The following is a 26,096-nucleotide window of genomic DNA, read 5'->3' as shown; positions in this document are numbered from 1 at the left end:
TCGATCCTGGGGGCTAACGGCGTTGCATCAGCACGGTGGCGACGCGGTAGCGGGTGGGAATCCCGGCCGGCTCGCGCCAGCGCTCCAGCGCCTGGGCCAGCCGGTCGAAGCGGCGACGACCGAACAGGCCACCACTGGCCCCCGCCGACGCCGTCATCGTGTTGGCGCCGATCCGCTTCAGCGCACGCATCGTCTCCGCCGGCGTGGCGTGGTGGGTTCGGCGCGTGGTCATGGTCACTTCGGCCGATTGCCAGCCGGGAGCCCGCAGCGTTTCGACCAGCCTGGCTTCCGCCAGGAACTCATTGACGTGGGTCTCGCCATCGACCTGCTGCCACGCCCATTGCAGCTCCTCCAGCGTGCCCTCGCACAAGGTGGTGAAGCCGAGCCAGCCACCGGGCGCCACCACCCGGGCGGCCTCGCTCAGAAACGCCTCGAGCGAATCGCACCACTGCACCGCCAGGCTCGACACCATCAGATCGGCGCTGCCATCGGCCAGCGGCATCGACTCCGCACAGCCGGTCACCCAGTGGATCGAACGCCCGGCATGGCGCCGACGGGCCTGATCCAGCATGCCGGGGGCGATGTCCAGCCCGATGGCAAGCCCACCGTGGCGCTCGACCAGGCGCGACACCAGATAGCCGGTACCGCAGCCGATATCGACCAGCGCGCGGCAGGAGTTCGGTTGCGGCAGCCGCGCCAGCAGGTCGTCGGCGACGGCCTGCTGCAACTGGGCGGCGCCGTCGTAAACGGTCGCGGCGCGGGAGAAGGCGTCGGCGATCCGCTGTCGGCGGCTCTCCCCGGCGGCAGCCAGGCGGCGTGGAGAGGTCATCGCGGTCATGGGCCGGCCTCGTCGGCGTCGGCGGCGAGGATGAAGGTTGCCATTCGCTCCGCGGTCTCCTCGGCGTATTCCAGCGGAAAGGCGTGTCCCGCATCCGCGATCGATGCCGTGCGGCCACCCCGGGGCAGGCGCGCGGCGATGGCGTGGCGCGCGGCCGCCGGCACCAGGGCATCGTCTTCCCCGAACAGATGTAGCTGCGGGATCTTCAGCGTCGGCGGGACCTCGCGCAGATCGAGGGCGGACAACACCCCCAATCCGGCCAGGGCCTGATCGAGTGGCGTCGTCTCCAGCGCCGCCAGCAACTCTCGCCCCAGCCGACGAGTGTCCCGGCCGCCCTGAGCGCTCAACCGGGCGAATCGCCTGAAGGTCCGGGTGGGTGATGCCCGCAGGCCGTGTCGGAAATCTTCCAGCGCTTCCCCGGTCATCGCCTGCGGCCAGCCTGACCGGGTCACGAAGCTGGCGTTGGCGGCCAGCGCAATCAGACCCCGCGCCCGACGACCGCGCCACTGTGCCAGCGCGGTGGCCAGCATCCCGCCCAGGGACCAGCCCGCCAGCCAGGCGTCCTGGGGCACCGCATGGTCGAGCGCCGCCACCCAGCTTTCGGGCCGGTGACTGGTCAAGCCGGGATAGTCGATGCACTCGACCCGATAGCTCGGGGGCAGCCGCCGACGCAGGGCATCGGCCAACGGCGCCAGCGGTGCCGAACCGAGCGCCCAGCCGGGCAGGAGCAAGAGGGTCTGCGCGCTCATGCCGACCGGCCTGTGCGGGATAGCCGGCGAGCGGCCTCGAACAGCCTGCTCATCAGCCGGTCGAGATCGTCATGGGTATGGGCCGCCGAGAGCGTGAAGCGCAGGCGCGAGGTACCCTCCGGCACCGTGGGGGGACGGATCGCGCTGCACCAGAGCCCGGCCTCCTGCAGCGCCGCCGCCAGCGCCAGCGCCGCGGCTTCGTTGCTACCGCGCTCGCCCGGCGCCCGGCGCCAGCTCGGCCCGACCACCAAGGGCTGGATCGGCGTCTCCGACGGCATCAGGTGTAGATCGAATTCGCTCAGGCTGGAGACTGTATGACGGAAGCGTCGGACCAGAGAGGAGAGATGAGCACGGCGTTCCGGCTCGTCGCGGACGATATCCAGGCTGGTCAGCGTTGCCCACGCCAGCGCCGGCGAGAGACTGGTGGTGTAGATGTAGGGGCGGGAGAACTGGATCAGCGCCTCGATCAGCGCCTCGCTGCCGGCGACGAACGCCCCTTGGGTGCCGAGCGCCTTGCCCAGCGTACCGACGGTGGCCGCGATCCGTTCCGGCGCGATCCCCTGCGCCTGGCGCGTCCCGCCTCCCTCTTCGCCCAGCACGCCCAGCCCGTGGGCGTCGTCGATCATCAACCACGCCCGCTGGCGCTCGCACTGCGCCACCAGTGGCTCCAGGTCGGCGACATCGCCGTCCATGCTGAACACGCCATCGCTGACGACCAGGGCGCGCCGCTGGCCGGCCAGCGACGCCAGCCGTTCGCCGCAATCGTCGGCGTTGCGGTGGGCGAAGCGCTCCAGCCGGGCGCCGGCCAGCCGTGTCGCGTCCAGCAGCGACGCGTGGTTGAGGCGGTCGTGGAGTGCCACGTCCCCGCGTCCCAGCAGCGTGGAGATGACGCCGAGATTGGCCTGATAGCCGCTGGAGAAGAGCAGCGCCCGCGGATAACCGGTCAACCGGGCCAGGCGTCGTTCCAGCCGTTCATGGGCCTCGCCATGGCCGCAGACCAGATGCGACGCGCCGCCCCCGGTGCCGAAGCGCCGGGCCCCTTCCGCCAGCGCCTCGGCCAGGCGCGGATCCCCTGCCAGCCCGAGGTAGTCGTTGCTGCAAAAGGCCAGCATCTCGCGCCCCTGGCGCTGAAAGCGTGGCCCGATGCCGCTCGTCGTCTCCCGCTGGCGATAGCGCTGGTGTTGCCGCTGGCGCGCCAGCCGCGCCGTCAGCACGCTATCCAGCGAATCGTCCCGCGCTTCGTGCGCTTTCTCCACAACCTCGCTCATGCCCGGGCCGTGGCGTCGGTGACCATGGCGTCGAGCCGGGCTCGGGTCACCCGCTCCCGCAGGGCGGCCTCGTGGACACTGTCGTCGACATCCTCGCGGCGCTCGGGATGCAGCCCCAGGCGATCGAAGAGTCGCTGGTCGTGGCTAGCCTGAGGGTTGTCCGCGGTGAGCAGGCGCTCGCCGTAGAAGATGGAGTTGGCGCCGGCGAGGAACGCCAGCGCCTGGGTCTCGTCGCTCATCAGTTCGCGCCCGGCGGCCAGTCGCACGTGGGAGCGCGGCATCAGAATACGCGCGACGGCGATGGTTCGAATGAAATCGATGGGATCGAGATCCTCGACGTGCTCGAGCGGCGTGCCCTGAATCCGGATCAGCATGTTGATCGGCACGCTTTCGGGGTGCTCGGGCAGGCTGGCCAACTGCTGCAACAGCCCCGCCCGGTCGCCGACGCTCTCGCCCATGCCGAGGATACCGCCGCTACAGATCTTCATGCCGGACTGGCGGACGTGGTCCAGGGTCTCCAGGCGGTCGGCGTAGGTGCGGGTGGTGATGATTTCGCCGTAGTACTCCGGCGAGGTGTCGAGGTTGTGGTTGTAGTAGTCGAGCCCGGCCTCACCGAGCTGCTCGGCCTGGTCGCGGTTCAACATACCCAGCGTCATGCAGGTCTCGAGCCCCATGACACGCACGCCTCGCACCATCTCCAGCACGTAGGGCATGTCCTTGGCGCTGGGATGCTTCCACGCCGCCCCCATGCAGAAGCGGCTGGCGCCGATCGCCTTGGCCTTGCGCGCTTCCTCGAGCACGGCCTCGACCTGCAATAGCTTCTCGCGCTCGAGCCCGGTGTTGTAGTGCCCGGACTGGGGACAGTACTTGCAATCCTCCGGGCAGGCGCCGGTCTTGATCGACAGCAGCGTGGAGACCTGGACGGCATTGGGGTCGAAGTGCTGACGGTGCACGCTCTGCGCCTGGAACAGCAGATCGTTGAACGGGCGCTCCAGCAGCGCCTGGATCTCCGCCCGCTGCCAGTCGTGGCGCAGCGGCGTGGTTTCCATCGCGGAGAGCGATCTGCCCTCGGTGGCCGACGGTGCGCGGTTTTCCGTTCGAGCCGACAGCGTGCTGTTTTTCGTCTGCGAGAGAGGCGTTGCCATGGACCCAGTCAACCTTGTTGATTTAATGAGTTGACGGAATGGTGGCACGACCATTGGTCAACTTCAAACACAAACCGAGTTGACTGAATACAAAAACGCCATGCCGGCATCGGCATGGCGTCCCGAGATGCGGGCGACGAGCGCCGGCTAGCCATCTCAGCTAGCCGGCGCACCGTCCCCGTCTTCATTGTCCCGGGTCGGCAGCGCCTCGGTGCCGCCGTTGTCGTCGAGATCCAGCGACCGGGCGAAGTCGCTGTCGAAACTTGCGGGATCGAGCCGCTGCGACCAGCCGATGATCGGAATCATGTCGTCGTTCGGGCCTCCCCGCGTCGGCACGACGTACTCCCACGCAATCTGGCCTTCCCGGGTCACTTCCACCAGGCGACCGCCATCGGATTCGCTGATCAGGGTATTGCCGTTGTCGAGTCGATGTTGGTCGCCGCGGATCTCGCTCTCCAGCGGCCGCTCCGGCGTCCCGGCATACTGCCAGACGACCTGCAGGGTGCGGGGATCGAACTCCACGACCCGAGATTCGCCCTCCGCGGTGTGGTAGTGACCACGGTTGTCGAACATCACGATATCGCCGTTGGGCAATACGTCGGGATCGTGCTGGCGAATCCATGGGCCGCGCGTCGCCCAGGTGATCTTCCGCGAGCGCGGGTCGAACACCGCGATGGAGCTGGTCTCGCGGAACGACAGCAGCAGGTCGCCCGGATTGCCGAATGGGAAGTTGCGGGCCTTGGCTTTGGTGAGGTAATCCACCGCGTTGGCGTGAATGGGATCTCCCACCATGACCCCCGGCACGTTGTTCAGCAATTCGCTGAACGGCGAGTGCTGGAGCGCCGGCAGCAGGCGGGTACGCTGCAGTTCCTTGCCCTCCGGCGACAGCACCACCAGCGAGTCCTCGAGACGCGGCGGCTCGAGGTAGTCCAGCCCTTCGATCTCGTCGTCGAAGATGCCGTGGATCAGCGCATAGATCTTGCCGTCCGGCGCGATGGCGAACTGGTGATGCGCTCGGCCGGCGTAGCGCCAGATCACGTTGGAGTCCTTGTCCAGCTTGACCAGCCCGTAGCCGTAGGGCGTGTCGCCGTTGCCTTCGTAGAGCGCGATCAGATCACCGTTGGGCAGCACTTGCGCATTGCGGAAGTGGATGAACTCGTCCGGGCGCGGATTGGCCACGCCCTTCCCGTCGGCCCACACCTCGCTGTAGGGCTTGCGCCACTCGTGGATCACCTTGCCGTGCATGTCGACGAGATAGGCAGCCGGCTCGGTGCCCACGGTGTAGAGCGTCAGGCCATTGCGGGCGAGACCGGGATCATACTGGGTGACGCCCTTGGCATCGGTGCGCTGGGGGCGCCAGATATCGCCCTTATAGACGTCGTTGTAGTCGGTCGCTTGATGGTAGAGCGCCTGCCCCGCCTGGTAGGCGTGCTGAATCTGCGGCCCAGGAAATATCTCGGTGACCACGGAAAAAGCCCCGATCACGAACACCAGCACCAGGGCCGCGATAATCGAGAGGGTCTTGAAGAGTTTATCGGTGAACGTGTCGGCATCCTGCCGGACCGGGCGCTTTTCGGGCGTCTTGGGCGAATCCATGATTCCACCATCCTGTATGGCTTCCAGGTGAAGCGCGGTTGGACCGTCGCTCGTCGATTTCGGACGAGCATTAGAGCCGGATGGTGATAAGGAGGTTCAGCGGGGTGTGTTGTCTTAACGTTGTCCGTCGACGTCATTTACGTAACGTTTTCATCCACGTCGGGATCATCGTCGACAGGTAAAAAGCCTCGAGACGGAGATGGTCCCAAGGCCTGTCGAGATTCCTTGCACGAACCGCGTTGGCGCTGCCCGGCGTAAGAGGCAAGGCACGATGGACGGCCCCACCTGTGACGGGCTGACGCCGTCATTATTCCCTATCAGGTACTCTTGGACGGTAAGCCCATCTTCTCCAGCGTCAGCGTCTCATCCGCCCGGCCCCAGCCGCCATCGGCGACCTCCTCCACCAACACCATGGTGTAAGGGCGAACCTCCTCTCCGAAATATTCGACGAACATCTCGGTGGTACGGTGAATGATGTCTTCCTTGCGGGCGTGATCGACAATGCCCTCCGGGAACTTATAGTTGGCAAATGGCATGATTTTTTCCTGTTCAATGACCTGTGAGGGTGGAACTCGATTCATCAGGGATGGCTTATTGGATCGAACGCATGGGACGGTTCATCCCTCCTGGAAACCTTTCGGTTTCAGCAGCTGGCCAGAGCCGCTGGACGCACCGGCCACCAGGATGACTTGACTCATCATCGAACTCTCCCTGTCGATCAGGCGAAGCCGCCATTGGCACGCAGAACCTGGGCATTGACCCAGCCGCCGTTCGGTCCTGCCAGGAACCCCACCACGCCGGCGATCTCCTCCGGCTGGGCGAGTCGTTCCAACGGCGCCATGGCGGCAATCGACTGGATCTGCTCGTCGCTCTTGCCCTCGAGGAACAGATCGGTCGCCACGGGTCCGGGCGCCACGGCGTTGACGGTGATGTCGCGCCCACGCAGTTCATTGGCGAGCACTTTCACCAGTCCCTCGACCCCCGCCTTGCTGGCGATGTAGGCCCCGTAACCGGGGAACGATTTCGCCAGCACCGACGAGGAGAGCGCGATGATGCGCCCCCCTTCCTGCAGTACCTCCGCGGCTTTCGCCATGACCAGCCAGCTGCCGCGCAGATTGGTAGCCAGGGTTCGGTCGAACAGCTCGACGTTGGCAGTCGAAATCGGTGCCAGATCCATGATGCCGGCACTGTTGACCATCACATCCAGGCGCCCGTACGTCTCCAGCGTCTGATCGAACAGTCGGGCAACGGACTGCGGATCGGCGATATCGGCCTGGACCGCCATCGCCTGGCCGCCTTTGTCTTCGATGTCGGCGACAACCTGGGCCGCCAATGAGGCGTTACCGGCGTAGTTGACGACCACGGTGAAACCGTCATCAGCGAGCTGGAAGGCGATCGAGCGCCCGATACCGCGCGAGGCGCCGGTAACGAGAGCGATCTTTCGGGTGACATCCGTCATGACTCTTCTCCTGGTCGAGTGACTATGGCCTTCTGCCATACGATACGAACGAGGGAGAGTATTGCTGTTCGCCGCAGATCAATAAATTCGTTAAATTGAGAACACTATTCATTAAAGACAAACAATCACGATGGACAAATTCGATGCCATGACGCTCTTCGTGCGCATTGTCGAAAGCGGTAGTTTCACCAAGGCCGCCAATGCGCTCGATATCCCCAGAGCCACTGCCACGCTCGCCATCCAACAATTGGAGAGCCGCCTCGGCGTTCGTCTGCTGGAGCGCACCACGCGCCAGGTCCGCCCGACCCCGGAAGGCGAGGCGTTCCACGAACGCTGCGTGCATCTACTGGCGGAGCTGGAGGACGCCGAGGCGATCCTGCGCCCGGTCTCCACCACGCCCTCCGGGGTGCTTCGGGTCGAGATGCACGGTGCCCACGCGCAATTGATCGTCCTGCCCCACATCCAGGGGTTTCATGAGCAGCAACCCAAGCTGAACCTGGTCCTGACCAGCGGGGACCGCCGGGTCGACTTGATCGGAGAAGGGGTCGATTGCGCGATACGCGCCGGTATCCCGGAGGACTCGAGCCTGATTGCCCGCAAGTTGGCCGAGATGACCCAGGTCATTTGCGCCAGCCCGGCCTATCTGGCCAGTGCCGGCCACCCCAGCCACCCTGAAGCGCTACGATCACACCGGGTCGTTCGCTTCTTCTCAGGCGATGGCGCCATCGACAGCACGCTGGAGGTGGTCATCAATGGCCGCCCGCAGGTGTTCGAGGCCGGCGGGTGGATCACGGTCAACGACGCTGCCAACTACATCGAATGTGCCCGGCAGGGCTGCGGCATGATTCAGTTGCCCCGCTTTCACGTTGCCCCCGAGCTCGCGACAGGCGAGCTCGTGGAGATCCTCCCCAACTGGCCTAAACCCAGCTTGCCTCTCTACGCGGTCTACCCGCAGCGTCGCCAGCTCTCACCCCGGGTCAAGGTCTTCCTGGATTGGCTGACGTCGATCTATGCCGAGCATCAGTTCGGTTGAACACCCACTCTCCTCGCGCCTGACCGTCGGCCTTGTCGGCTACGACATCGCCATTTCCCGGGGTGGTTTTGCGACCTGCCAAGGCCCGGCCCAGGAGACGTCGACACAGCTTGAATCCCGCGCTTCCGCCGGTTGTTGCCTCGACTGCCGGCACTCGTCGTCTTGGTGGACAACACCTGGCCTCTGATCTGACTGTCACCGTAACGTTCGTCGGACGATTCACTTGAACCCTGACGGCAGCTCACATCAGCGAGCGTATCAGGGGCTCTGGAGACGCATCCGAAATCGGGTGGCGTTGAGCGCCTCTCATGTAAATGTTATGTTATAACGTGTCTTTACATGTCAATCCTTTTCATCCGGAGCCATTACCATGCCGCTGTCTCGCCGCTTGTTCTCGTCACTCGTCACGCTCTTCTTGCTTTTCCTCGCCGTCCCCGGCTCGGCACAGGCCGCCATTCACGCCGTCGCCGCGGAAAGCAGCTACGGCAGCATGGTCAAGTCGATCGGCGGCGATCATGTCGACGTCGTTTCGCTACTGGACAGCCCCGATATCAATCCACACGCTTTCCGGGCCGATCCGAAGATCGCCAGGGACTTGGAACAGGCCGAGCTGATCGTGCTCAACGGCTTGGGATTCGATGGCTGGATGGAGCCGCTGCTCAAGAGCACCGACGGTGACAAACGCCAGATCGTCCGCGCCAGCGACGCCGGGAGCCACATGATCATGGCGGACGACAACCCGCACCTGTTCTACTCCCCGCAGATCATGCTGGCCACCGCTAGCCGCGTGGCGAGCGCACTGGAGACGGTCGATCCGGACCACGCCGACGACTATCGCGCCAACCTGGCGTCCTTCCAGCAATCGCTGCTGCCGATCTATGGTGCCGTCCAGCAGTTGATCGCCGATCACCCCAACCTGAGCATCACCGCCACGGTGCCGGTCTACAGCTACATGATCGAGCTGCTCGGCTACGAGAACCGCTATCACGACATCCAGTTCGCCTCGATGGATAACCACCAGCCCAGCGCCCAGCAGGTCGCGACGTTCACGGACGCATTGAAGCAGCATCAGGTCGACCTGTTGATCTACAACCTGCAGGTCAACAACCGACTGACCCAGAGCCAGGTCAGCACGGCCAAGGAAGCGGGTATTCCAACCGTCGGGGTCAGTGCCATTCCGCTGCACGGCGAGGATTACGCCCAGTGGCAGATCACCCAGCTCGAGGCCATCGGCAAGGCGCTGGACGAAGCCGGGTCGAACGCGAATCATGGCTGATGAGCCGCTGATTCGAGCCCAACGGATCGCCGCCGGCAAAGGCGCGGCCAGCGTATTCGAAGCGCTCTCGTTCGATATCGCGCCGGGCAGCTTCACCGCACTGGTCGGCCCCAACGGCGCCGGCAAGACCAGCCTGTTCGAGACGCTGCTCGGGCTGGTGCCGCTGCGCGCTGGCGAGCTCACGGTGATGGGCGAGCGTCCCCGGCGTGCCAGACGCTACGTGGCCTACGTGCCGCAAGCCTCGAAGCTGCTGCATGACGACGCCCTGATCGGACGGGAGTTCGTCAGCGCCGCCTACCACGCGCATCGCTGGGGCATGCCCCTGCCTTTCGGACGCAGCCACCAGAGCCAGGCCGTCGACGAGGCGTTGGAGACGGTCGAGGCTCGCGACCTGGCACGGCGACGCCTGTCGACGCTCTCCGGCGGGCAACGCCAGCGGCTGCTGATCGCCCAGGCGCTGGTCAACGACCCGAGCCTGATCCTGCTCGATGAGCCTCTGTCGCAGCTCGATCCGGCCGCGCGCGATCGCGTCGTCTCCGTGGCCGATGTGCTGACCCGCCGAGGCATCGCCGTGATCTTCAGCACACACGACGTCAATCCGGTGCTGCGGGTGTGCGATCAGGTGCTTTATCTGGCTGGCGGCCGCGGCCGGGCCGGCCGTGTCGACGAGATCATCTGCGACCGCACGCTGAGCGAGCTCTATGGCACGCCGATGCGCGTCATCAGCGAGGAGGGGCGCCGCTTTGTGTTCGAGGGGAGCAAGCGTCGACTCCAGGCGGTGGGCCAGTGACAGTGCCCGAGTTTCTGCGCTACGACTTCATGCAGAACGCCTTCCTGGCAACCACTATCATCGCTGTGATGGGCTCGTTGGTGGGCTACTTCGTCGTGCTGCGCCGTCAGGCATTCGGCTCACACGCGCTGAGCAATATCGGCTTCGCCGGCGCCGCCGGCGCATCCTTGATCGGGGCCGAGCCGATGGTCGGGCTGCTGGTCTTCGTACTGGGGGCGGCGCTGCTGATGGCGTGGTCCGGACGAAACGTGAGTGAGCGCGATGTCAGCGTGGGGATGATCCTGATGTTTTCGCTGGGTCTCGGCGCGCTGTTCATCAATCTCTACAGTGCCAATGCCAACGCCGCCATCGGCATTCTGTTTGGCAGCGTCTTCGGGATCGATGCCAGCCAGATCCGCTGGATCACGATCACCTCGCTCGTCGTGCTGGCCGGACTCGTTGCCATCTTCCGGCCCCTGCGATTCGCCAGCCTCAACCCCGATGCCGCCCGCGCCAGAGGCATCCCGGTATCGCTGATCGATACCCTGTTTCTACTGCTGCTGGGAGCGGCATCGGCCATCGCGGTCCCGGTGATCGGCGCGCTCTTGAGCTTCGCCATCTTCATCGGCCCTGCCAGCGCCGCACAAGCGTGGAGCGGACGCATCGGCGTCGGGCTCGCCTTGACGGTGCTGCTCTCGCTCGGCGAGTCATGGGGAGGGCTGGTCATCTCCTATTACGCCAACCTGCCGGCCTCGTCCTGCATTGCCGGGCTGAGTTTCGGACTCTATGCCTTGAGCCGGCTGACACGGCATGGCGTCTCGACATCCACCAGCCACTGAACCGGGAGTCGACTCGATCTCCGACGCCCCTGCCAATCATCCCCCAACGCCTCAGGGGCTTGGCTGACGCCGATCGACCAGGCAACCTGCCGGTCAACCGAGCGCCAGATCGGACATTCAGCGTAGCGCTGCTGTCTTGGGGGTGTCGGGGGGAGGAAGCTATCGAGACCTGAAGGCCCGGCCAAAAAAAACGGCGGCTGGACGCCGCCGTTTTCGCGATCAGGTATCAGCCGCACTGGCAGTCGTGACCACAGTCCTTGCTGCCGTCGGCGTGGCCGCTGGCGCAGGATTGAGAGCAATAGAGCTTGCCTTGTGCCTCGATGGATTGATCGGTGACCTTGCAATCACATTTGGAACAAGCGCAGGTTGATTGAGACATCGGAGTCCTCCTATGTTGACTCCACTCAATCTAGTCTAGTCGTGCCGCGTTATGTCATCACAGAATCACGCCAGCCATTGCCTGAAAATGGGTGCGCTCGCCCGTACGGCATTGAGCATCGACTGGGCGCTGGCCCTGTTCGGCTATCTCTCGTCGACTTTTCAGTGCCTGGCAGCAACGACGGTTTCAGGGCATTTCACCAATGTTATATTGTATCACTTGGTTTCTGAGTCATCTTTCTTTACCCGTCACGGACAGTCACCATGGACAGAAGACGTTTCATCACCACCCTGCTGGCTACCTGCCTACTCCCCAGTACCCGTGCACTTGCGAATCCGCTCACCCCATTCACGCTGACCGAAGATGAAGAACGCGCCAGCTTTGTCATCGAACTGGAGGGAAACGACGATCATCACGTCTTTACCCTGGATCATCCGCCCCGCATCGTCATCGATCTACCCCACGTCACTCGCATCGCACCGACACAAGCACCCCACCAGCATGCCGGTATCGTCAAGGATGTGCGCACGGGACAGCGCGACGGCGGCATACGCATCGTGCTCGACCTGAAGAGTCTCAAACAACCGCAAACGCATGTTCGTCGGCTCGACGCCCATCGCTCGCAGTTGATCGTCAGCATCAACGACCCCGACCCGCTGATGGCCGCCGTCACCGCCGAGGCAAAGTCACACGATGCACCGCGCAAGGCCATCATCGAGATCGATGCCGGACATGGCGGCAAGGATCCCGGCTGTATCAGCCATGACGATCACTACGAGAAGTATGTAGCGATGGGCGTGGCGGACTATCTCAAGGAGCGCCTCGACCAGGATCCGCGCTTCGAGCCGTCGCTGACCCGCGACAGCGATATCTTCATCCCGCTGCACGAACGCGTGCTGATGGCGCGCAACCATCACGCCGACCTGTTCATGTCGATTCACGCCGATGCCGCCCCGTCGACCAGCGCTTCCGGGGCTTCCGTCTATATCCTCTCCCAGCATGGGGCCAGCTCGGCGATGGCACGCTGGCTCGCCGAAAGTCAGAACAGTGCCGATCGCTACGCCTCGACGCGGGACAGCGACATCTACTCGGACGACCCCGACGTGCAATCGGTACTGATCGACCTGTCGATGCGCGGTACCGATGTCGCCAGCGAAAAACTCGCCAGGACGACGCTGACCAATCTCGGCGACGTGACGCATCTGCACAACGACCGCATCAACAAGGCGGCGTTCGCGGTGCTGAAGTCACCGGACATTCCCTCGATGCTGGTAGAGACCGGCTTCATGTCCAACCGCGGTGACTGCCAGCGCCTGCTACGCAACGCCCATCAGCAGGCGCTCGCCGAGGCCCTGCATCAGAGCGTTGCCGACTTCTTCGAAAAGAACCCGCTACCCGGATGAACCAGCACTGGACACCGGCTCACTGGTCGAGCAAGGGACACGAGCCTTCCGACAGAAGATCACACGGTCGGCGGCTTCCAGCGCGCCAGCGCTTCGATCCGCCGGCAGTCGGTCAAAATAGTCTGAGCTTCACGCCAAAAATGTTATAATATAACATTATATTTTTGAGCGGAGATTGCCATGTCGACCCCACCAATCCCCACCACCTTCGAGGAGTGGCACCACTGCATCACCGTCGAGTGCCGGATTTCGTTGACCCGTGAATACGTGGCGCAGCGCCTACAGGCGCTGGACGACCCGCGCGACTACACCACCCAGCGCCTGATCGCGTTCTACGGTCGACGCCATCACCAGCAGGTCGTCAGCTGGTTCCAGCGGGCGGCGCGCTCACTGGCGTCGCCGTCGACCTAGCACCATCGTCTTGTCGGCGCTGTCGCCAGATCGACGTTGATAGCTCTGCCACGAGACAAGGAACCCTACTGCGATGCCTCATCCCACCTCCCCGGCCCTGACCGAACGTGATACCGAGTTCTGCCTCGATGCCGCCTCGCGCACGCTCGAGCGCTGGGCGATCGCCGTCAGCCGCGGCGAGAAGGAGACCCTGCTTTCGCTCTACGCCGAAGATGCGATTCTGGTACCCACGGTCGCCAATGACGTGTGCGACACCCGCCACGAACGCCAGCGCTACTTCGACAGCTTCCTCGCCAACGAGGCGTTGAGCTGCGAACTCGGCGACTATTCACGCCGCGTCAGTCGCAAGCTGGGTACGGTCGTGGTCGGCGGACACTACGTCTTCAGCTATCTTCTGAAAGGAGAGAGCATCACCATTCCCGCCCGCTTCCTGTTCACCTTCGAGGAGATCGAGGGCGAGTGGAAAATCACCGGCCACCACTCTTCTCAGCTCGCCTGACCGTTCTCGGGGAAGATGGGCGTCGTTCAAGCGACCTGATCTGCCAGCCCGTGAAGCCGGCTGCCGGGCACCGCCCCTAAAGCGAAGGGCCTGGCTAGACATCGGCCCGTCCGTCGATGCCGGCCGGGCTCGCGGCAAAGGACCCGGAAGTCGATCACTCCCGGCAGTACGTGCATGCCGATCATCTCCGGCATCACCGAGCGCCTCCGATGCGTGGAATGGGATGCTCCCCCATCGAGACTCGTCTCGAGACGATCCGGATTGCCGAAGACGCTCACGAGTAGTATGTTATGAAATAACATTTCATTAGACGCCGATTGACCATGACTTCACTTCGCCCACTTCCCGATGTCGCCGGCCAGATCGGCATGGCGGGTAGCCATCAGCCCCGCGCGCTGCAACAGGTCGGCATGGGCGGTATCGCTTCTCGCCTGCTGCTGGCGGATGGCACCCGGCTCCCCGTCACCGTCGATGTCGGCGTGGATCTGGCAGCCGGGCATCGGGGCATTCACATGTCGCGACTCTACCGCCTACTCGACCGGCTCGACGAAACGCCACTGAGTGTCGATAACTTCCGCGATCTGGGCGCTGCGCTGCTCGACAGCCAGGCAGGGATCAGCGAACGCCTCGAGCTCTCCCTGCATTTCGATCTGCCGCTGCGTCGACCGGCGCTCTTGAGCGACGCCAGTGGCTGGCGACACTACCCGGTAACACTCGCACTCGGCGGCATGCGCGATGATCTGCGCACCGTGCTGACGCTGTCGCTCGACTATTCCTCCACCTGCCCCTGCTCGGCCGCCCTCGCACGCCACGCCATGGCACGGGACTGGCGCGCCTGGACGGACGAGCATCCGGACGCCGCGGGCGACCCCGAGACGCTAGCCCGCTGGATCGAGCAGGATGGCAGCTTCCCCACACCGCATAGTCAGCGCAGCCGGGCCCGCATTGCCCTCAAGCTCGCCGAGGCGGCAACACTGGATTTCGCTTCCCGCATCGACGACTTCGAGCAGGCGCTGCAGACGCCGGTGCAGACGCTGGTCAAGCGGATCGACGAGCAGGCGTTCGCCGAGCGCAACGGTGCCAACCTCATGTTCTGCGAAGACGCCGCGCGGCGCCTTGGCGAGCGCTGCGAGGACCAACCTGGGGTCGATGGCTACCGCGTCGATATCACACATGCCGAAAGCCTGCACGCCCACGATGCGGTTGCCCGGATCGAACACAACTTCGCCACGCGCTGAGTCGCGCCTCGACAGGAGAGCCCCATGCCCGCGACGTCACTGTCAGCCCCGCAGGTATCCCCACCCGCCGTGAACGCCCTCGCCCCGCTCGGTGGCGACACCGATACGGTACACTGGGTCATCGGCGACACCATTGACCATCTGCCGCGCATCTTCGATGACGGCATAACATTGAGTGTCATGCGGCGACCGCTCTCCGACGAGATCACGGCCAGCGTCGATGGCTTGATGCGAGAGTCGCGTTCGCTCGAATGGTCCTGGCGTGGCCCGGCCGACGACGCCATGTGCGCCGATCTCGCGCGTCAACTGAAAGTGACGCAGGAGGAGGCGCTGGTCGCCGACGTGTGTCTGATGGCCGAGGCGATCGCCTATCTGTTCGACGCGCCTCAGATCGGCGTGCGACTGCGCAAGCTCGAGAGCGCCATGTGTCCGCGATTCCACGTCGACAACCTCGGCGTGCGCTTCATCACGACCTACGCCGGCGCCGGGACCGAGTGGCTGCCGGATGACGCCGCCGATCGCCGCGGCCTCGGCGCCGCCCACCCGGACAAACCGGACATCGTTCGCGACCCTGAGCGGATCCAGCGTCTGTCGTGTGGCGACCTGGCGCTGATGAAAGGCTCGGGCTGGATCGGCAACGCCGGACGCGGACTGATTCACCGCTCCCCGCCCGGCCAACGGCTGATACTCGCGATCGATCCCGGCTGAACCGAACGGCGCGGGACCGGCTCCCGATTCGCGTCGTCTTCAGAAAGACTGCCCGTAAAAGCCTGCAAGCCCCGCAGCAGTCCCACCACCGGATGGAGCGCTCCGAACCAGAAGCCGGCGGCCAGCAGATGCCGCCAGTCGTGGCCGCGATGCAATCACTGCAACCAGCCGACTGGAGTGTGGTAGGCCCGACGAACCGGCGAAACCCGCACCAGTGCGGCCACGACGGCCACCGCCGCGGGCGTGAGCGAACGCCTGGGTAACGCCCCCCTCAGCGGCACCGCCGGCGAGGTTCAGGTGCTCGCTGTCGATGTTGTCGAACAGGTTGTCGATGCCGATCCTCACCGGGAAGTCGGGACTGATACGGTAGGCGCCAGTGACGCCGTCAATCCCTCAAGTGAGAACGGCAGCCTCCAGCGCCATGGCGGCGGGATGCGTGAACGACTGGTGGGCGCGCACGTCGTCGACGATGACGCCGCGTTCGATCACCACCAGCCGGTCGCACAATCGCCGGGCCAGGCGTAGGTCGTGGGTGACGAACACGAGGCCCATGCGCTGTTGCCGGCAGTGCGCCAGGAGCCAGTCACCCAGCGCCACCTGCAGGATCGTATCCAGTCCGGAGGTGACTTCGTCGCAGACGAGGAGCGCCGGCTCGATCGCCAGCGCCCTGGCCAGGCAGACCCGCTGCAGTTGCCCGCCGGAAAGCTGATGTGGCAGCCGGGAGGCCAGTTCCGCCGGCAGTTGTACCGCCGCCAGCATCGCCATGACCCGCGCCTGACGCGCGGACCGGTCGAGCGAGGTCAAGTGTTCGAGTGGCTCGCCGATGATCCGCTCCACACGATGGCGTGGATTGACCGCGCCGGGCGCATCCTGGAACACGCCCTGTACCTGGCGCCGGAACTTCCGCATGACTGGACGAGCACGCCGATCCAGCACGCTGCCGTCGAACATCAGGCGACCGCTCGCGGGCCTCTCCAGCCCCAATAGCAGCCTGGCAAGCGTACTCTTGCCTTCGCCGCTGGCGCCGACCAGCGCCACCCGCTCCCCCGCCTCCAGCGCGAGGTTTATCGGACCGAGCACCCGCTGGCCGGCATAGACCTGGGTCATCTCCTCGAGCGCGATCATCACTCGACCACTCCGGCGCGAGTCCGATAGGCGTCGCTCAATGCGCGGTGGGCGGCCAGCAGTGCCCGGGCGGCGGCGCTGTCGGGAGCCTGAAACAGCGCCGCCGGCGTGGTGGACTCCACGATTCGCCCGGCGTCGATCACCTGAACGGTGTCGGCGTAGCGAGAGACGATGCCCAGGTCATGGGTGATCAGCAACACGCCGAGGTCGTGACGTTTCACCAGCCGCTCGATGAGTGCGAGAACACGCTGCTGGGCGGGCGCGTCGAGATCCGACGTCGGCTCGTCGGCGATCAGGATGTCCGCGCCCTGCAGCAGTGCCAGCGCCAGCATCATGCGCTGCAACATGCCGCCGGAGAGTTCGAACGCATAACGGGGCGCTACGGCAGCTTCCAGCCCGACTTCCGCCAGCGCTGCCAGCAGCGAGGCCTCCGCCTCGGATCCCCGGATGCCGCGCGCCGCCAGCGTCTCCAGGCCGTGGCGGCGCATGGTCATCAGCGGGTTGAAGGCGGTGCGCGGATTCTGCACCACGTGGGCCAGCCGCGGCGTGCCGTTCGCCACCCGCACCTCGCCCCCGCGCCGCGCAAGCCCCGCCGCCAGGGGCGACCCGGAGAGCACGGCCGCGGTCATCGACTTGCCGGCGCCGCTCGGCCCGACCAGGGCATGAACGCGCCCGGTCGTCAGCGTCAGCGACACCTGGTCCAGCAGGCAGCGTTCGCCCTGATGAACACTGAGGGCGTCCAGCGTGAGCGTGGTCATCCGTGAGCCTCCTTGAGCGCGGGATCGAGCCGATCACGCAGGCCATCGCTGAGCAGATTGAACGCCGCCACGCTCAGGAAAATGGCGAGCCCGGGCCAGATCACCAGCGCCGGTCGTGCCCAGATCAGGTCGCGCGCGTCGCTGATCATCACGCCCCACTCGGGCGTCGGCGGCGCGACGCCGAGGCCGAGGAACGACAGCGCCGCCACGTGCAGCATCATGTGGCCGAGATCCAGCGTCAGCAGAATCAGCACCTGCACGCTGATGCCCGGCAGCATGTGGCGACGAAACGTGGCCCAGCGCGACGCCCCGCACAGGGTCGCGGCGAGCACGTAATCCCGCGAGCGCTGGGAGATCACCAGAATCCGCACCACGCGGGCGTACCAGGCCCAGTGCGTCAGCGCGATGGCGAGAATCATGCTGGTCATGCCGGTACCCAGCACGCCGATCAAGCACATGGCCATGACGAAGGTCGGGAAGGTCAGGAACAGATCCGCCGTGCGCATCACCAGTTGATCGATCCGGCCGCCGGCGAGCCCAGCGAGACTGCCCAGCGTCACCCCGATGGCAAACACCAGGGCGAGAATCGCGGCCACGGTCCCCAGCGACACACGGGCACCGATCAGCAGCCGCGAGAGCACGTCCCGGCCAAGTTCGTCGGTACCCAGCCAGTGCTGAGCGGTCATCGGCGCGAGCCGGTTCGCCACGTCGACCTGGTCGGGGTCGAACGGCACGATCCACGGCGCGAACAGGGTCACCGCGATCAGCAGAACCACCAGCAGGCCACCGACGGGCACGCCCCAGCGCTGCGCCAGCCGGAGCTCAGGCCGCAGCCGCCGACGGGTCGCGGGCATGGCCGGCGACGAGGCCCATTCGGTCATGGTCGCTCCTCCCCGGCCGGAAGACCGGCGCGCCCCTTCGTCTCGCCGGACTGCGGTCGGCGTCGGCGCACCCGCGGGTCCAGCCAGGCATGGACCAGATCGACGCCCAGGTTGGCCAGTACGTAGACCAGCGTCATCAACAGGGTGAAGCACTGCAGCACCGGAAAGTCTCGGTTCTGGATGGCATCCACCGCCAGCCGGCCGACGCCGGGCCAGGCGAAGATGTTCTCGATGACAAAGGCGCCACCGATCAACTCGCCGATGGCCATGCCGGAGGCGGTCAACAGCGGCAGCAGTGCGCCGGGAAGCTGGTGCGCGAGCACCACACGCCGCCGCGAGAGACCGCGCAGCCGGGCGTAGTGAACGTGGCGCTGACTCGCGGTCTCCACCATCGACATGCGCAGCATCCGCGCATTGATGGAGATCGTCATCACCGAAATGGCCAGCGCCGGCATCACGAAGTGCAAGGGTCCGCCGTACCCCATGGGTGGCAGCCAGTCGAGCCAGATCGAGAAGACCAGCACGAGCAGGAAACCGATCCAGAAGTTGGGCATCGAAACGCCCAGGAATGCCACCAGGCGTACCAACTGATCCGGCCACCTGCCGGGGTGCAGGCCAGCCCACAACCCCAGCACCAGACTCGCCACCACCGTCACGACGAGCGCCACGGCGACCAGCGCCAGCGTCGCCGGCAGATGCTCGAGCATCACGGTCAGCACCGGGCGGCCGCTGATGAACGAGGTACCGAAATCGAGCTGCAGCGCCTGCAACAGCCAGTGCGCGTACTGCTGCCACAGCGGCAGGTCCAGCCCCAACTGATGGCGCGCCGCCGCGACCGCCTGATCGGTCGGGGAGATCCCGGAAAGTCGCAGGTAATCGAGGGCAGGATCACCGCGCCCCAGATGCAGCAGCAGGAAAATGATCAGCGACACCGCCAGCAGCAACAGCGGCATCAGCGCCAGGCGGCGCAGTGCGATCTGCCACAGCGACTCGAACCGACGGCTGGCGTTCGACTCACTCACCGGCCGGCCTCATGGTCGAGAACGAGATGTCCTCCATGGTGTCGCCGAACCCGACATCCTCGACCGCGTCCCGGCGGCTGACCGAGCGGGCGGTGACGAAGGAGATGGGCACGTAGATCGCCGACTCGTGCAGCTCGCGCAACAGACGGGTGTATCCCGCCTGGCGAGCGGCCTCGTCCTGCTCGGTCAGCAGTTCGCCGATCTCGCGATCGATCTCGGCCTTGTTGGGCAGACCCAGCTGCGCCTGATAGTCGGCGTGGGCCGCCACCCGCATCGAGCTCAGGTAGGCGTGCGGCTCGTAGGGCGCGCCCCAGGTATCGCTGTAGATGATCGAGAATTCGCCACTCTTCTGCCGGCTCATCAGCGCGGTCTCCTCCTCCCCGTGGAGACGAACCTGCATCCCGACCTGCTTCAGATTGGCCTGCACGACCTGCGACATGGCCTTCTGCAGCGGATCGTCGCCGACGAAGTAGAGATCCAGCGTCAATGGCTCGCCCTGGTGGGTACGAATGCCATCCTCACCAGGTGTCCAGCCCGCCTGATCCAGCAGTGACCTCGCCTCGTCGACATCGAACTCGTAGGGCGCCAGATCGATGTCGGCGTAGGGTACCTGGCGTGAGAACAGCGCCTGGGCCACCGGCTCGGCGTCGAACAGCAGCGACGCCACGATGGCCCGCTTGTCGACGGCGTGTTCGATCGCCTGACGCACCGCAAGGAAGCGGGTCGGCCCGTGGTGGGAATTCAAGACGAAGGTGCGCGTTGCCAGCGGCGGTGAATTCCTGGCCTCGAAGCGTGGATCCTGCGCGAAACGCTGGAAACTGTCTTCCGAAATCAGCCCGCGTGCGCCCTGGACGAGATCGATCTGGCCGGTCTCCAGCGCCACGGCACGGGTGTTGGGATCGTTGATCAGACGTACGTCGACGCCGGCGTAGGCGGGCAAGTCACCCCAGTAGTTGGGGTTGCGCTTGAAATGATCGACTCGCCCCGGCTCGCGGCCGCTGAAGACCCACGGCCCGGTGCCTATCGGGCGGGAGAGCCGGCAGCCGCCCTGCTCCGCCGGCAGATCGCTCTGCAGGCTGCTGGGGGAGGCGAACCGCAGCGGGCGGATCAGCGAGAGCTCCATCAGCGTCGGGTAGTAGGCCGTCTTCAGGTGCAGTTCGACCTCATCTCGCGAGAAGATCGATACCGACTCCAGCTTGTTCGCCAGCGCCAGCCAGGCGTGGTGGTCCCGACACGCCATCACGGCGTCGAGATTGGCTTTCACCGCCGCGGCGTCGAACGGTGCGCCATCGGAGAAGGTGACGTCGTCACGCAAGGTGAACCGGTAGCTGAGGCCATCGTCGGAGACCGACCACTGCGTGGCGAGCCACGGCTCGAGGCGACCGTCGTGAAAGCGCACCAGCGGCTCGTAGACCATCGCCTGGGCCATCATCTGGTTGGCGCCATAGCCCTGCGTATCGAGGGGGCCGACGTCGTAGGGCCAGGCCACGGTCAGCACGGGATCATCGTTGGCCGATGTCGCCATCGCGGCGCCGGAAATCCCGGCGGTTATCAGCAGCGACGCCACGCACAGGGCACGTCGCCCCCGCCGGCCGCGGGCAGATATCGAATGGGTTGTCATGATGTCGAGTGCTCGTCGTCCCCGTCAGGAGATGAGAGCCTATCGGCGGCTTAGTATGATGTCTATCGAGATTCATCATACTGGTGGTCGCCGAAGGGAGCTCGAGGCGTGGCGCTCGAAGCCATCGGACCGCTTCCACGCTATACGGTGCCACCGACTCTCGACTCGCGATTGACCCAGCCAGATGAAGACAGGAGCCATACATCATGAAACGCATCACCATCACCCTGGACGAGGAGCTGCTCGACGCCATCGATGCCCGGGTGGCAAGTCACGGCTATCAGGGACGCTCGGAGGCGCTGCGCGATCTGCTGAGGACCGGGCTACTGGACTCGCGCCAGCATGCACCGCAGGAGACGACGACATGCCTGGCGACGCTCAGTTGGGTCTTCGATCACACCACCCGCGATCTCGCCCAGCACCTCTCGCGGCTGCTGCACCGCCACCACTCGCTGGTCCATTCCACGCTGGAAGTGCTGCTCGATCACGAGCACTCGATGTCGGTAGCGGTGCTGAAGGGCGAGAGCCAGAGTGTGCACGCGCTGGGCGAGCGCATCATCAGCGAGCGCGGCGTGCGCCACGGTCGACTGTTCATGGTGCCGATCGATGCCGATGTCGAGGAACACCCGCATGGCGATCAACTGGAACCCCACACGCACTGGAGAGTGAGAGACAAATGATGTGGCTATCAGGGCAAGACAGGCGACGGTCGCCGAGGGGGCCTCCAGCATGATCAGAGCCGGAGCTGGCTCGTTGCTCGAAGGCTGTCGAATCTCAGCCCAAACGTTCGGCTAATGCCACAAGTCACGCCAGAAGGCGCCAAACTCAGCGCAACGCGGCATCCAACCCATTGACCTGCGGTCAATCAGGGCGACATTGAAAGCACGAAGGAGTCAGAGAACAACAGGAGGAATAACTCTGGAACGATCATCGCACTGGCTCCCCGAACAGGACTCGAACCTGTGACCCAATGATTAACAGTCATTTGCTCTACCAACTGAGCTATCGGGGATCGATGCAGCGATGTCGTCATGCGGTGTGGGCGATGGCTCCCCGAACAGGACTCGAACCTGTGACCCAATGATTAACAGTCATTTGCTCTACCAACTGAGCTATCGGGGATCGTCGTTCACCGCTGGCTGATATGGATGTTGGCTCCCCGAACAGGACTCGAACCTGTGACCCAATGATTAACAGTCATTTGCTCTACCAACTGAGCTATCGGGGACCATCCTTCAGCACGCGGCGTAGTATACGCGCTGAGTCTTTTGCGTCAAGGCCGGAGGCCAGGATTTCTCGAATTGTCGAAAAGGAATAACCGAGCACAATCAATATGCTGCGCGTCCCCTCTCCCCCACTTGGCAGGCCTGGTGACCGTGCGCAGCACGTCCGGGCGAACAAAGGGATATCCGAGGATAGATGATGGCTAGATAAGAGAAGCGTTGGTGGCTACGCCCTGATTCGAACAGGGGACCCCATCATTATGAGTGATGTGCTCTAACCAGCTGAGCTACGTAGCCGACGCTGCTGCCGGGAGACGGCAAACGTTGCCGAGTGACAACGGGGGCGGACTATACCTGCAGGCTCGTCGAAGGACAAGCCTGCAGTGAGAATCGGCGGAATTTTCGGCTCGTGTTCCCCTGTCCGCCCCCGGCGGTGGATCAGACGCCCAGCGCTTCCTTGACCGCCGGCAGGCCCGGCTCGCCATCGACCGTCTTGACGCCCTCGAGCCAGCCGTCCAGCGTCTCGGGATGTGCCTTGAGCCAGGCGCGGGCTGCGTCCTTCTCGTCCTCGCCGTCGTCCATGATGCTGCCCATGACCTCGTTTTCCATGTCGAGCGTGAAGCTCAGGTTCTGAAGCAGCTGCCCGACATTGCCGCACTCGTCGACGTAGCCGGCGCGGGTGTTGGTATAGACGGTAGCGCCACCGTAGTCCGGACCGAAGTAGTCGTCCGCCCCGGAGAGATAGCCGATATCGAAGTTGGTGTTCATCGGGTGCGGCGCCCAGCCCAGGAACACCATCCACTCCTTGCTCTGGGTACGCGCCCGGACCTCGGCAAGCATGCCGGCCTCGCTGGAGTCGACCAGTTGCCAGTCGCCCAGGCCGAAAGCGTCGTCGTCGATCATCTGCTGGATGATCATGTTGCCGTCGTTGCCCGCTTCGATGCCGAACAGCTTGTGGCCGAACTGGTCTGCATGTTCGTCCAGATCGGCAACCGAGGTGACGCCGGCGTCGATGACATACTCCGGCACCGCCAGGGTGTACTTGGCACCCTCCAGGTTGGCACGCGGACGATCGACCTGCCCTTTCTCGATGTAGGGGTCGCTGATCGACTTCATCGACGGCATCCAGTTGCCCAGGAACACGTCGAAGTCACCCCCTTTCAGGCCCGCGTAGGCCACCGGCACGGAGACGGTGTCCGAGGTGGCTTCATAGCCAAGCCCTTCGAGCACGACGCTGGTCAAGGCGGTCGTCGCCTGGATGTCGGTCCAGCCCACCTCGGCGAAGCGGACGGTCTGACAGCTCTCGGGCTCCTGCTCCTGGGCCTGGGCCAGCGGCGCCGCAGCCAGGCCGGCACCGGCCAGGGTCCACAGAATCGGCTGATATCTCATGGTGCTTGAACTCCCTGAACGTATTGTAGATTTTCGTCAATAAGCACTGATTATCGAATGTCATATTTTCCATTCGATGACACAATACACTAGTTTTTGTTGATTGACCGTTCAATAAAAAATTTCCATAATGGTCGGCAAACGACGTCGTCGGTTCGATAATAGTCGGGTTCCCCGGCGATCACTGGAAACTCGATCTAAAACGGGTTATCCGTAAGGTTCGATCACGTCAGTCCCGCTGCAGGAGTCAAGCCCGTGCCGAAAGTCGGTATGCAACCCATTCGCCGCCGCCAACTGATCCAGGCGACGCTGGAGGCGATCGACGAGGCGGGGCTGGCCGATGCCACGATCGCCAGGATCGCCAAGCGCGCGGGCGTCTCCACCGGCATCATCAGCCACTACTTCGCCGGCAAGGACGGGCTGCTCGAAGCTACCATGCGCCACGTCCTGAGCGATCTGGGCAACGCCGTGCTGGAACGGCGCGCGGCATTGGGCGATGCCCCGCCGGAGGCGCATCTACATGCCATCATCGACGGCAACTTCGATCGCAGCCAGACCAGCCGTTCGGTGATGAAGACCTGGCTGGCGTTCTGGGCCAGCAGCATGCACCACCGGCCGTTGCAGCGGTTGCAGCGGGTCAACGACCGCCGACTCTACTCCAATCTGAGCTGCCAGTTCCGACGCGTGCTGCCGAAGCGGGAAGCCCGGGACGCCGCACGCGGGCTGGCCGCCCTGATCGATGGGCTGTGGCTGCGGGGCGCCCTGGCCCAGGAAGGCCTGAACGTGGACCGCGCCCGCCAACTGGCCTACGACTACGTTCGGGTGCAGCTCGAGACCGCTCACCACAGTCGAACCCGCGCCAACGACTACGCTTGAAGGCAACCGCGCCGAACCAGCGCAATCGATCCAGACATCGGATTCAGGCCGCCGAAACAGCGGCCACGCTATTTCATTCGCCATTCGAAGGAGAGTCATCATGGCACGACTCGAGACGCAGACACTCTATATCGACGGCCGCCCCACGCCGGCCAGCGGCAACCAGACCTTCGACGCCGTCAATCCGGCCAATGGCGAGGTCATCGCCAGCGTCCAGCAGGCCACCGCGGCCGACGTCGACACGGCGATCGAGAGCGCCCAGCGCGCCCAGCGCCAGTGGGCGGCGATGACCGGCATGGAACGCGCGCGCATCTTGCACAAGGCAGTCGCCCTGCTGCGCGAACGCAACGACGAGCTGGCCGAGCTGGAAACCCTCAACACCGGCAAGCCGATCAGCGAGACGGCCAGCGTCGACGTGGTGACCGGCGCCGACGCGCTGGAGTATTTCGCCGGCCTGGCGCCGAGCATCGAGGGCACCCAGATCCCGCTGCGCGAAGACTCCTTCGTCTACACCCGCCGCGAGCCACTGGGCGTGATCGGCGCCATCGGCGCGTGGAACTACCCGATCCAGATCGCCTGCTGGAAAGCCGCCCCGGCCCTGGCCGCAGGTAATGCGGTGGTGTTCAAGCCGAGCGAGGTCACGCCGCTGACCGCGCTGAAACTGGCCGAGATCTTCACCGAAGCCGGCCTGCCGGACGGCGTGTTCAACGTCGTCCAGGGCGACGGTAGCGTCGGCGCCATGCTTACCGAGCACCCCGGCCTTGCCAAGATCACCTTCACCGGCGAGGTGGGTACCGGCAAGAAGGTCATGTCCGCCGCGGCCGGTTCCACGCTCAAGGACGTCACCATGGAGCTGGGCGGCAAGTCGCCGCTGATCGTGTTCGACGACGCCGACCTCGACCGCGCCGCCGACGGCGCGATGATGGCCAACTTCTACTCCAGCGGCCAGGTCTGCACCAACGGCACCCGGGTGTTCGTCCACCGCTCGGTGAAGGAGGCGTTCGAGGCCAAGATCGTCGAGCGGGTCAACCGCATCAAGGCCGGCGATCCGCTGAACCCGGAGACCAATTTCGGCCCGCTGGTCAGCTTCGAGCATCTCGAGAAGGTGGCGAGCTACCTGGAGATCGCCAAGCAGGATGGCGCACGTCTGCTGGTGGGTGGCGAGCCCCTGACCGAGGGTGATTTCGCCAAGGGCGCCTGGGTCGCGCCCACCGCCTATACCGATTGCGAAGACGACATGCGTATCGTCAAGGAAGAGATCTTCGGCCCGATCATGTCGATCCTCGCCTTCGATGACGAGGAGGAGGTGATCCGCCGCGCCAACGACACCGAGTATGGCCTGGCCGCGGGCCTGTTCACCGAAAGCCTCAACCGCGCCCACCGCGTCATCCACCGGATCGAGGCCGGCATCTGCTGGATCAACACCTGGGGCGACTCCCCCGCGGAGATGCCGGTCGGGGGCTACAAGCAGTCGGGCATCGGTCGCGAGAATGGCGTCGAGACACTGGCGCACTACACCCAGACCAAATCGGTGCAGATCGAGATGGGGCCGTTCGCCTCGGTGTTCTGATATCCGCGACGAGCGACGGGC

At 64.9% G+C, this 26,096-nt stretch carries 26 protein-coding genes and 4 tRNA genes; 12 read left to right on the top strand and 18 right to left on the bottom strand.

The window, feature by feature from the left end; all coding sequences use genetic code 11:
- Positions 1-13: 13 nt before the first annotated feature.
- The 7 genes from DOM45_RS11125 to DOM45_RS11095 all read right to left on the bottom strand — a co-directional run bounded on the left by DOM45_RS11125 (position 14) and on the right by DOM45_RS11095 (position 7,055).
- Complete coding sequence (locus tag DOM45_RS11125; RefSeq protein ID WP_110600546.1) at positions 14-838, bottom strand: methyltransferase domain-containing protein; 825 nt, start codon at positions 836-838, stop codon at positions 14-16.
- The gene (locus DOM45_RS11120) at positions 835-1,587 is read right to left on the bottom strand and encodes an alpha/beta fold hydrolase (RefSeq protein ID WP_110600544.1); all 753 of its coding nucleotides are present in this window, start codon (positions 1,585-1,587) and stop codon (positions 835-837) included. Before DOM45_RS11120 ends, DOM45_RS11125 begins: the two co-directional genes overlap by 4 nt.
- A complete protein-coding gene (gene bioF, locus DOM45_RS11115) occupies positions 1,584-2,855 on the bottom strand; it encodes an 8-amino-7-oxononanoate synthase (protein WP_425353333.1) in 1,272 nt (423 codons plus the stop codon). Before bioF ends, DOM45_RS11120 begins: the two co-directional genes overlap by 4 nt.
- Positions 2,852-3,904: a biotin synthase BioB gene (bioB, locus tag DOM45_RS11110; RefSeq protein WP_110600543.1), complete on the bottom strand. Its 1,053-nt coding sequence runs from the start codon at positions 3,902-3,904 to the stop codon at positions 2,852-2,854. The genes bioF and bioB overlap by 4 nt, the downstream gene beginning before the upstream one ends.
- Before the next feature lie 252 nt (positions 3,905-4,156).
- The gene (locus DOM45_RS11105) at positions 4,157-5,596 is read right to left on the bottom strand and encodes an arylsulfotransferase family protein (protein WP_110600541.1); all 1,440 of its coding nucleotides are present in this window, start codon (positions 5,594-5,596) and stop codon (positions 4,157-4,159) included.
- 317 nt (positions 5,597-5,913) lie between these two features.
- Complete coding sequence (locus tag DOM45_RS11100) at positions 5,914-6,132, bottom strand: tautomerase family protein (protein ID WP_110600539.1); 219 nt, start codon at positions 6,130-6,132, stop codon at positions 5,914-5,916.
- Between the two features lie 182 nt (positions 6,133-6,314).
- Positions 6,315-7,055 (bottom strand): SDR family oxidoreductase, encoded by a 741-nt coding sequence (locus DOM45_RS11095; protein WP_110600538.1) that lies wholly within the window; start codon positions 7,053-7,055, stop codon positions 6,315-6,317.
- Between the two features lie 130 nt (positions 7,056-7,185).
- On the opposite strand from DOM45_RS11095, the gene DOM45_RS11090 reads away from it, so the two are divergent.
- From DOM45_RS11090 to DOM45_RS11075, 4 genes are all read left to right on the top strand, one after another.
- Positions 7,186-8,088 carry a LysR family transcriptional regulator gene (locus DOM45_RS11090; RefSeq protein WP_110600536.1) on the top strand — a complete coding sequence of 301 codons (903 nt, stop codon included), beginning with the start codon at positions 7,186-7,188 and terminating at the stop codon, positions 8,086-8,088.
- Positions 8,089-8,458: 370 nt separating this feature from the next.
- On the top strand, positions 8,459-9,364 hold the full coding sequence (locus DOM45_RS11085) for a metal ABC transporter solute-binding protein, Zn/Mn family (protein WP_110600534.1): 906 nt from the start codon (positions 8,459-8,461) through the stop codon (positions 9,362-9,364).
- Positions 9,357-10,154 carry a metal ABC transporter ATP-binding protein gene (locus tag DOM45_RS11080; RefSeq protein ID WP_110600533.1) on the top strand — a complete coding sequence of 266 codons (798 nt, stop codon included), beginning with the start codon at positions 9,357-9,359 and terminating at the stop codon, positions 10,152-10,154. Before DOM45_RS11085 ends, DOM45_RS11080 begins: the two co-directional genes overlap by 8 nt.
- Positions 10,151-10,972, top strand: coding sequence for a metal ABC transporter permease (locus tag DOM45_RS11075; protein WP_205909446.1), 822 nt, complete (start codon positions 10,151-10,153; stop codon positions 10,970-10,972). Before DOM45_RS11080 ends, DOM45_RS11075 begins: the two co-directional genes overlap by 4 nt.
- A gap of 226 nt (positions 10,973-11,198) precedes the next feature.
- Here DOM45_RS11075 and DOM45_RS11070 read toward each other — a convergent pair whose 3' ends face one another.
- The gene (locus tag DOM45_RS11070) at positions 11,199-11,351 is read right to left on the bottom strand and encodes a metallothionein (RefSeq protein ID WP_110600529.1); all 153 of its coding nucleotides are present in this window, start codon (positions 11,349-11,351) and stop codon (positions 11,199-11,201) included.
- Between the two features lie 263 nt (positions 11,352-11,614).
- On the opposite strand from DOM45_RS11070, the gene DOM45_RS11065 reads away from it, so the two are divergent.
- From DOM45_RS11065 to DOM45_RS11045, 5 genes are all read left to right on the top strand, one after another.
- The gene (locus tag DOM45_RS11065; RefSeq protein ID WP_110600527.1) at positions 11,615-12,754 is read left to right on the top strand and encodes an N-acetylmuramoyl-L-alanine amidase; all 1,140 of its coding nucleotides are present in this window, start codon (positions 11,615-11,617) and stop codon (positions 12,752-12,754) included.
- Positions 12,755-12,934: 180 nt separating this feature from the next.
- Positions 12,935-13,165 carry a hypothetical protein gene (locus DOM45_RS11060; protein WP_110600525.1) on the top strand — a complete coding sequence of 77 codons (231 nt, stop codon included), beginning with the start codon at positions 12,935-12,937 and terminating at the stop codon, positions 13,163-13,165.
- Between the two features lie 73 nt (positions 13,166-13,238).
- On the top strand, positions 13,239-13,664 hold the full coding sequence (locus DOM45_RS11055; RefSeq protein ID WP_110600524.1) for a nuclear transport factor 2 family protein: 426 nt from the start codon (positions 13,239-13,241) through the stop codon (positions 13,662-13,664).
- 323 nt (positions 13,665-13,987) lie between these two features.
- Entirely contained in the window at positions 13,988-14,902 is a 915-nt protein-coding gene (gene folE2, locus DOM45_RS11050) for a GTP cyclohydrolase FolE2 (RefSeq protein WP_110600522.1), read from the top strand.
- Between the two features lie 24 nt (positions 14,903-14,926).
- Positions 14,927-15,610, top strand: coding sequence for a DUF1826 domain-containing protein (locus DOM45_RS11045; RefSeq protein WP_110600520.1), 684 nt, complete (start codon positions 14,927-14,929; stop codon positions 15,608-15,610).
- A 393-nt stretch (positions 15,611-16,003) separates the two neighbouring features.
- Here DOM45_RS11045 and DOM45_RS11040 read toward each other — a convergent pair whose 3' ends face one another.
- The 5 genes from DOM45_RS11040 to nikA are packed head-to-tail and all read right to left on the bottom strand — an operon-like array spanning position 16,004 to position 21,017.
- The gene (locus DOM45_RS11040) at positions 16,004-16,735 is read right to left on the bottom strand and encodes an ATP-binding cassette domain-containing protein (RefSeq protein WP_110600518.1); all 732 of its coding nucleotides are present in this window, start codon (positions 16,733-16,735) and stop codon (positions 16,004-16,006) included.
- Positions 16,735-17,493 (bottom strand): ATP-binding cassette domain-containing protein, encoded by a 759-nt coding sequence (locus DOM45_RS11035; protein ID WP_110600516.1) that lies wholly within the window; start codon positions 17,491-17,493, stop codon positions 16,735-16,737. Before DOM45_RS11035 ends, DOM45_RS11040 begins: the two co-directional genes overlap by 1 nt.
- Positions 17,490-18,374, bottom strand: coding sequence for a nickel ABC transporter permease subunit NikC (gene nikC, locus DOM45_RS11030; RefSeq protein ID WP_240612365.1), 885 nt, complete (start codon positions 18,372-18,374; stop codon positions 17,490-17,492). The genes DOM45_RS11035 and nikC overlap by 4 nt, the downstream gene beginning before the upstream one ends.
- Entirely contained in the window at positions 18,371-19,396 is a 1,026-nt protein-coding gene (nikB, locus tag DOM45_RS11025) for a nickel ABC transporter permease subunit NikB (RefSeq protein WP_240612364.1), read from the bottom strand. Before nikB ends, nikC begins: the two co-directional genes overlap by 4 nt.
- A complete protein-coding gene (nikA, locus tag DOM45_RS11020; protein ID WP_205909444.1) occupies positions 19,389-21,017 on the bottom strand; it encodes a nickel ABC transporter substrate-binding protein in 1,629 nt (542 codons plus the stop codon). Before nikA ends, nikB begins: the two co-directional genes overlap by 8 nt.
- A 206-nt stretch (positions 21,018-21,223) precedes the next feature.
- Here nikA and nikR point away from each other — a divergent pair, with 206 nt between their 5' ends.
- Complete coding sequence (nikR, locus tag DOM45_RS11015; protein ID WP_110600512.1) at positions 21,224-21,697, top strand: nickel-responsive transcriptional regulator NikR; 474 nt, start codon at positions 21,224-21,226, stop codon at positions 21,695-21,697.
- A 256-nt stretch (positions 21,698-21,953) separates the two neighbouring features.
- On the opposite strand, the gene DOM45_RS11010 is transcribed toward nikR, so the two are convergent.
- The 5 genes from DOM45_RS11010 to DOM45_RS10990 form a co-directional block, all read right to left on the bottom strand.
- Positions 21,954-22,029: transfer RNA gene (locus tag DOM45_RS11010), tRNA-Asn, on the bottom strand.
- 34 nt (positions 22,030-22,063) lie between these two features.
- Positions 22,064-22,139: transfer RNA gene (locus DOM45_RS11005), tRNA-Asn, on the bottom strand.
- A gap of 30 nt (positions 22,140-22,169) precedes the next feature.
- Positions 22,170-22,245, bottom strand: a tRNA-Asn gene (locus tag DOM45_RS11000).
- A 215-nt stretch (positions 22,246-22,460) separates the two neighbouring features.
- A tRNA-Met gene (locus DOM45_RS10995) sits at positions 22,461-22,537 on the bottom strand.
- 141 nt (positions 22,538-22,678) lie between these two features.
- A complete protein-coding gene (locus DOM45_RS10990) occupies positions 22,679-23,629 on the bottom strand; it encodes a choline ABC transporter substrate-binding protein (protein WP_110600510.1) in 951 nt (316 codons plus the stop codon).
- 270 nt (positions 23,630-23,899) lie between these two features.
- Between DOM45_RS10990 and betI the strand changes: the two genes are divergently transcribed.
- Together betI and betB are read left to right on the top strand one after the other, a co-directional pair.
- A complete protein-coding gene (gene betI, locus DOM45_RS10985; RefSeq protein WP_110600508.1) occupies positions 23,900-24,505 on the top strand; it encodes a transcriptional regulator BetI in 606 nt (201 codons plus the stop codon).
- A 100-nt stretch (positions 24,506-24,605) separates the two neighbouring features.
- Positions 24,606-26,075, top strand: a complete 1,470-nt coding sequence (gene betB / locus DOM45_RS10980) for a betaine-aldehyde dehydrogenase (RefSeq protein ID WP_110600506.1) — start codon at positions 24,606-24,608, stop codon at positions 26,073-26,075.
- Positions 26,076-26,096: the final 21 nt, after the last annotated feature.

The sequence above is a fragment of the Salinicola lusitanus genome (assembly GCF_003206045.1).
GTDB classification, from domain to species: domain Bacteria; phylum Pseudomonadota; class Gammaproteobacteria; order Pseudomonadales; family Halomonadaceae; genus Salinicola; species Salinicola lusitanus.
The sequence above is the reverse complement of the archived record's forward strand: the minus strand, read 5'-3'. Positions and strand labels throughout refer to the sequence as shown.

Bases quoted from the DNA above. Each gene is read 5' to 3' on its own strand.
- DOM45_RS11095 (WP_110600538.1), bottom strand. From the start codon at position 7,055: ATGACGGATGTCACCCGAAAGATCGCTCTCGTTACCGGCGCCTCGCGC.
- DOM45_RS11070 (WP_110600529.1), bottom strand. From the start codon at position 11,351: ATGTCTCAATCAACCTGCGCTTGTTCCAAATGTGATTGCAAGGTCACC.
- DOM45_RS11035 (WP_110600516.1), bottom strand. From the start codon at position 17,493: ATGACCACGCTCACGCTGGACGCCCTCAGTGTTCATCAGGGCGAACGC.
- betI (WP_110600508.1), top strand. From the start codon at position 23,900: ATGCAACCCATTCGCCGCCGCCAACTGATCCAGGCGACGCTGGAGGCG.
- DOM45_RS11085 (WP_110600534.1), top strand. From the start codon at position 8,459: ATGCCGCTGTCTCGCCGCTTGTTCTCGTCACTCGTCACGCTCTTCTTG.
- DOM45_RS11045 (WP_110600520.1), top strand. From the start codon at position 14,927: ATGCCCGCGACGTCACTGTCAGCCCCGCAGGTATCCCCACCCGCCGTG.
- nikR (WP_110600512.1), top strand. From the start codon at position 21,224: ATGAAACGCATCACCATCACCCTGGACGAGGAGCTGCTCGACGCCATC.
- DOM45_RS11080 (WP_110600533.1), top strand. From the start codon at position 9,357: ATGGCTGATGAGCCGCTGATTCGAGCCCAACGGATCGCCGCCGGCAAA.
- DOM45_RS11120 (WP_110600544.1), bottom strand. From the start codon at position 1,587: ATGAGCGCGCAGACCCTCTTGCTCCTGCCCGGCTGGGCGCTCGGTTCG.
- DOM45_RS11105 (WP_110600541.1), bottom strand. From the start codon at position 5,596: ATGGATTCGCCCAAGACGCCCGAAAAGCGCCCGGTCCGGCAGGATGCC.
- bioF (WP_425353333.1), bottom strand. From the start codon at position 2,855: ATGAGCGAGGTTGTGGAGAAAGCGCACGAAGCGCGGGACGATTCGCTG.
- bioB (WP_110600543.1), bottom strand. From the start codon at position 3,904: ATGGAAACCACGCCGCTGCGCCACGACTGGCAGCGGGCGGAGATCCAG.
- DOM45_RS11090 (WP_110600536.1), top strand. From the start codon at position 7,186: ATGGACAAATTCGATGCCATGACGCTCTTCGTGCGCATTGTCGAAAGC.
- DOM45_RS11065 (WP_110600527.1), top strand. From the start codon at position 11,615: ATGGACAGAAGACGTTTCATCACCACCCTGCTGGCTACCTGCCTACTC.
- nikC (WP_240612365.1), bottom strand. From the start codon at position 18,374: ATGACCGAATGGGCCTCGTCGCCGGCCATGCCCGCGACCCGTCGGCGG.
- DOM45_RS11060 (WP_110600525.1), top strand. From the start codon at position 12,935: ATGTCGACCCCACCAATCCCCACCACCTTCGAGGAGTGGCACCACTGC.
- betB (WP_110600506.1), top strand. From the start codon at position 24,606: ATGGCACGACTCGAGACGCAGACACTCTATATCGACGGCCGCCCCACG.
- DOM45_RS11040 (WP_110600518.1), bottom strand. From the start codon at position 16,735: ATGATCGCGCTCGAGGAGATGACCCAGGTCTATGCCGGCCAGCGGGTG.
- nikA (WP_205909444.1), bottom strand. From the start codon at position 21,017: ATGACAACCCATTCGATATCTGCCCGCGGCCGGCGGGGGCGACGTGCC.
- DOM45_RS11055 (WP_110600524.1), top strand. From the start codon at position 13,239: ATGCCTCATCCCACCTCCCCGGCCCTGACCGAACGTGATACCGAGTTC.
- folE2 (WP_110600522.1), top strand. From the start codon at position 13,988: ATGACTTCACTTCGCCCACTTCCCGATGTCGCCGGCCAGATCGGCATG.
- DOM45_RS10990 (WP_110600510.1), bottom strand. From the start codon at position 23,629: ATGAGATATCAGCCGATTCTGTGGACCCTGGCCGGTGCCGGCCTGGCT.
- DOM45_RS11125 (WP_110600546.1), bottom strand. From the start codon at position 838: ATGACCGCGATGACCTCTCCACGCCGCCTGGCTGCCGCCGGGGAGAGC.
- DOM45_RS11100 (WP_110600539.1), bottom strand. From the start codon at position 6,132: ATGCCATTTGCCAACTATAAGTTCCCGGAGGGCATTGTCGATCACGCC.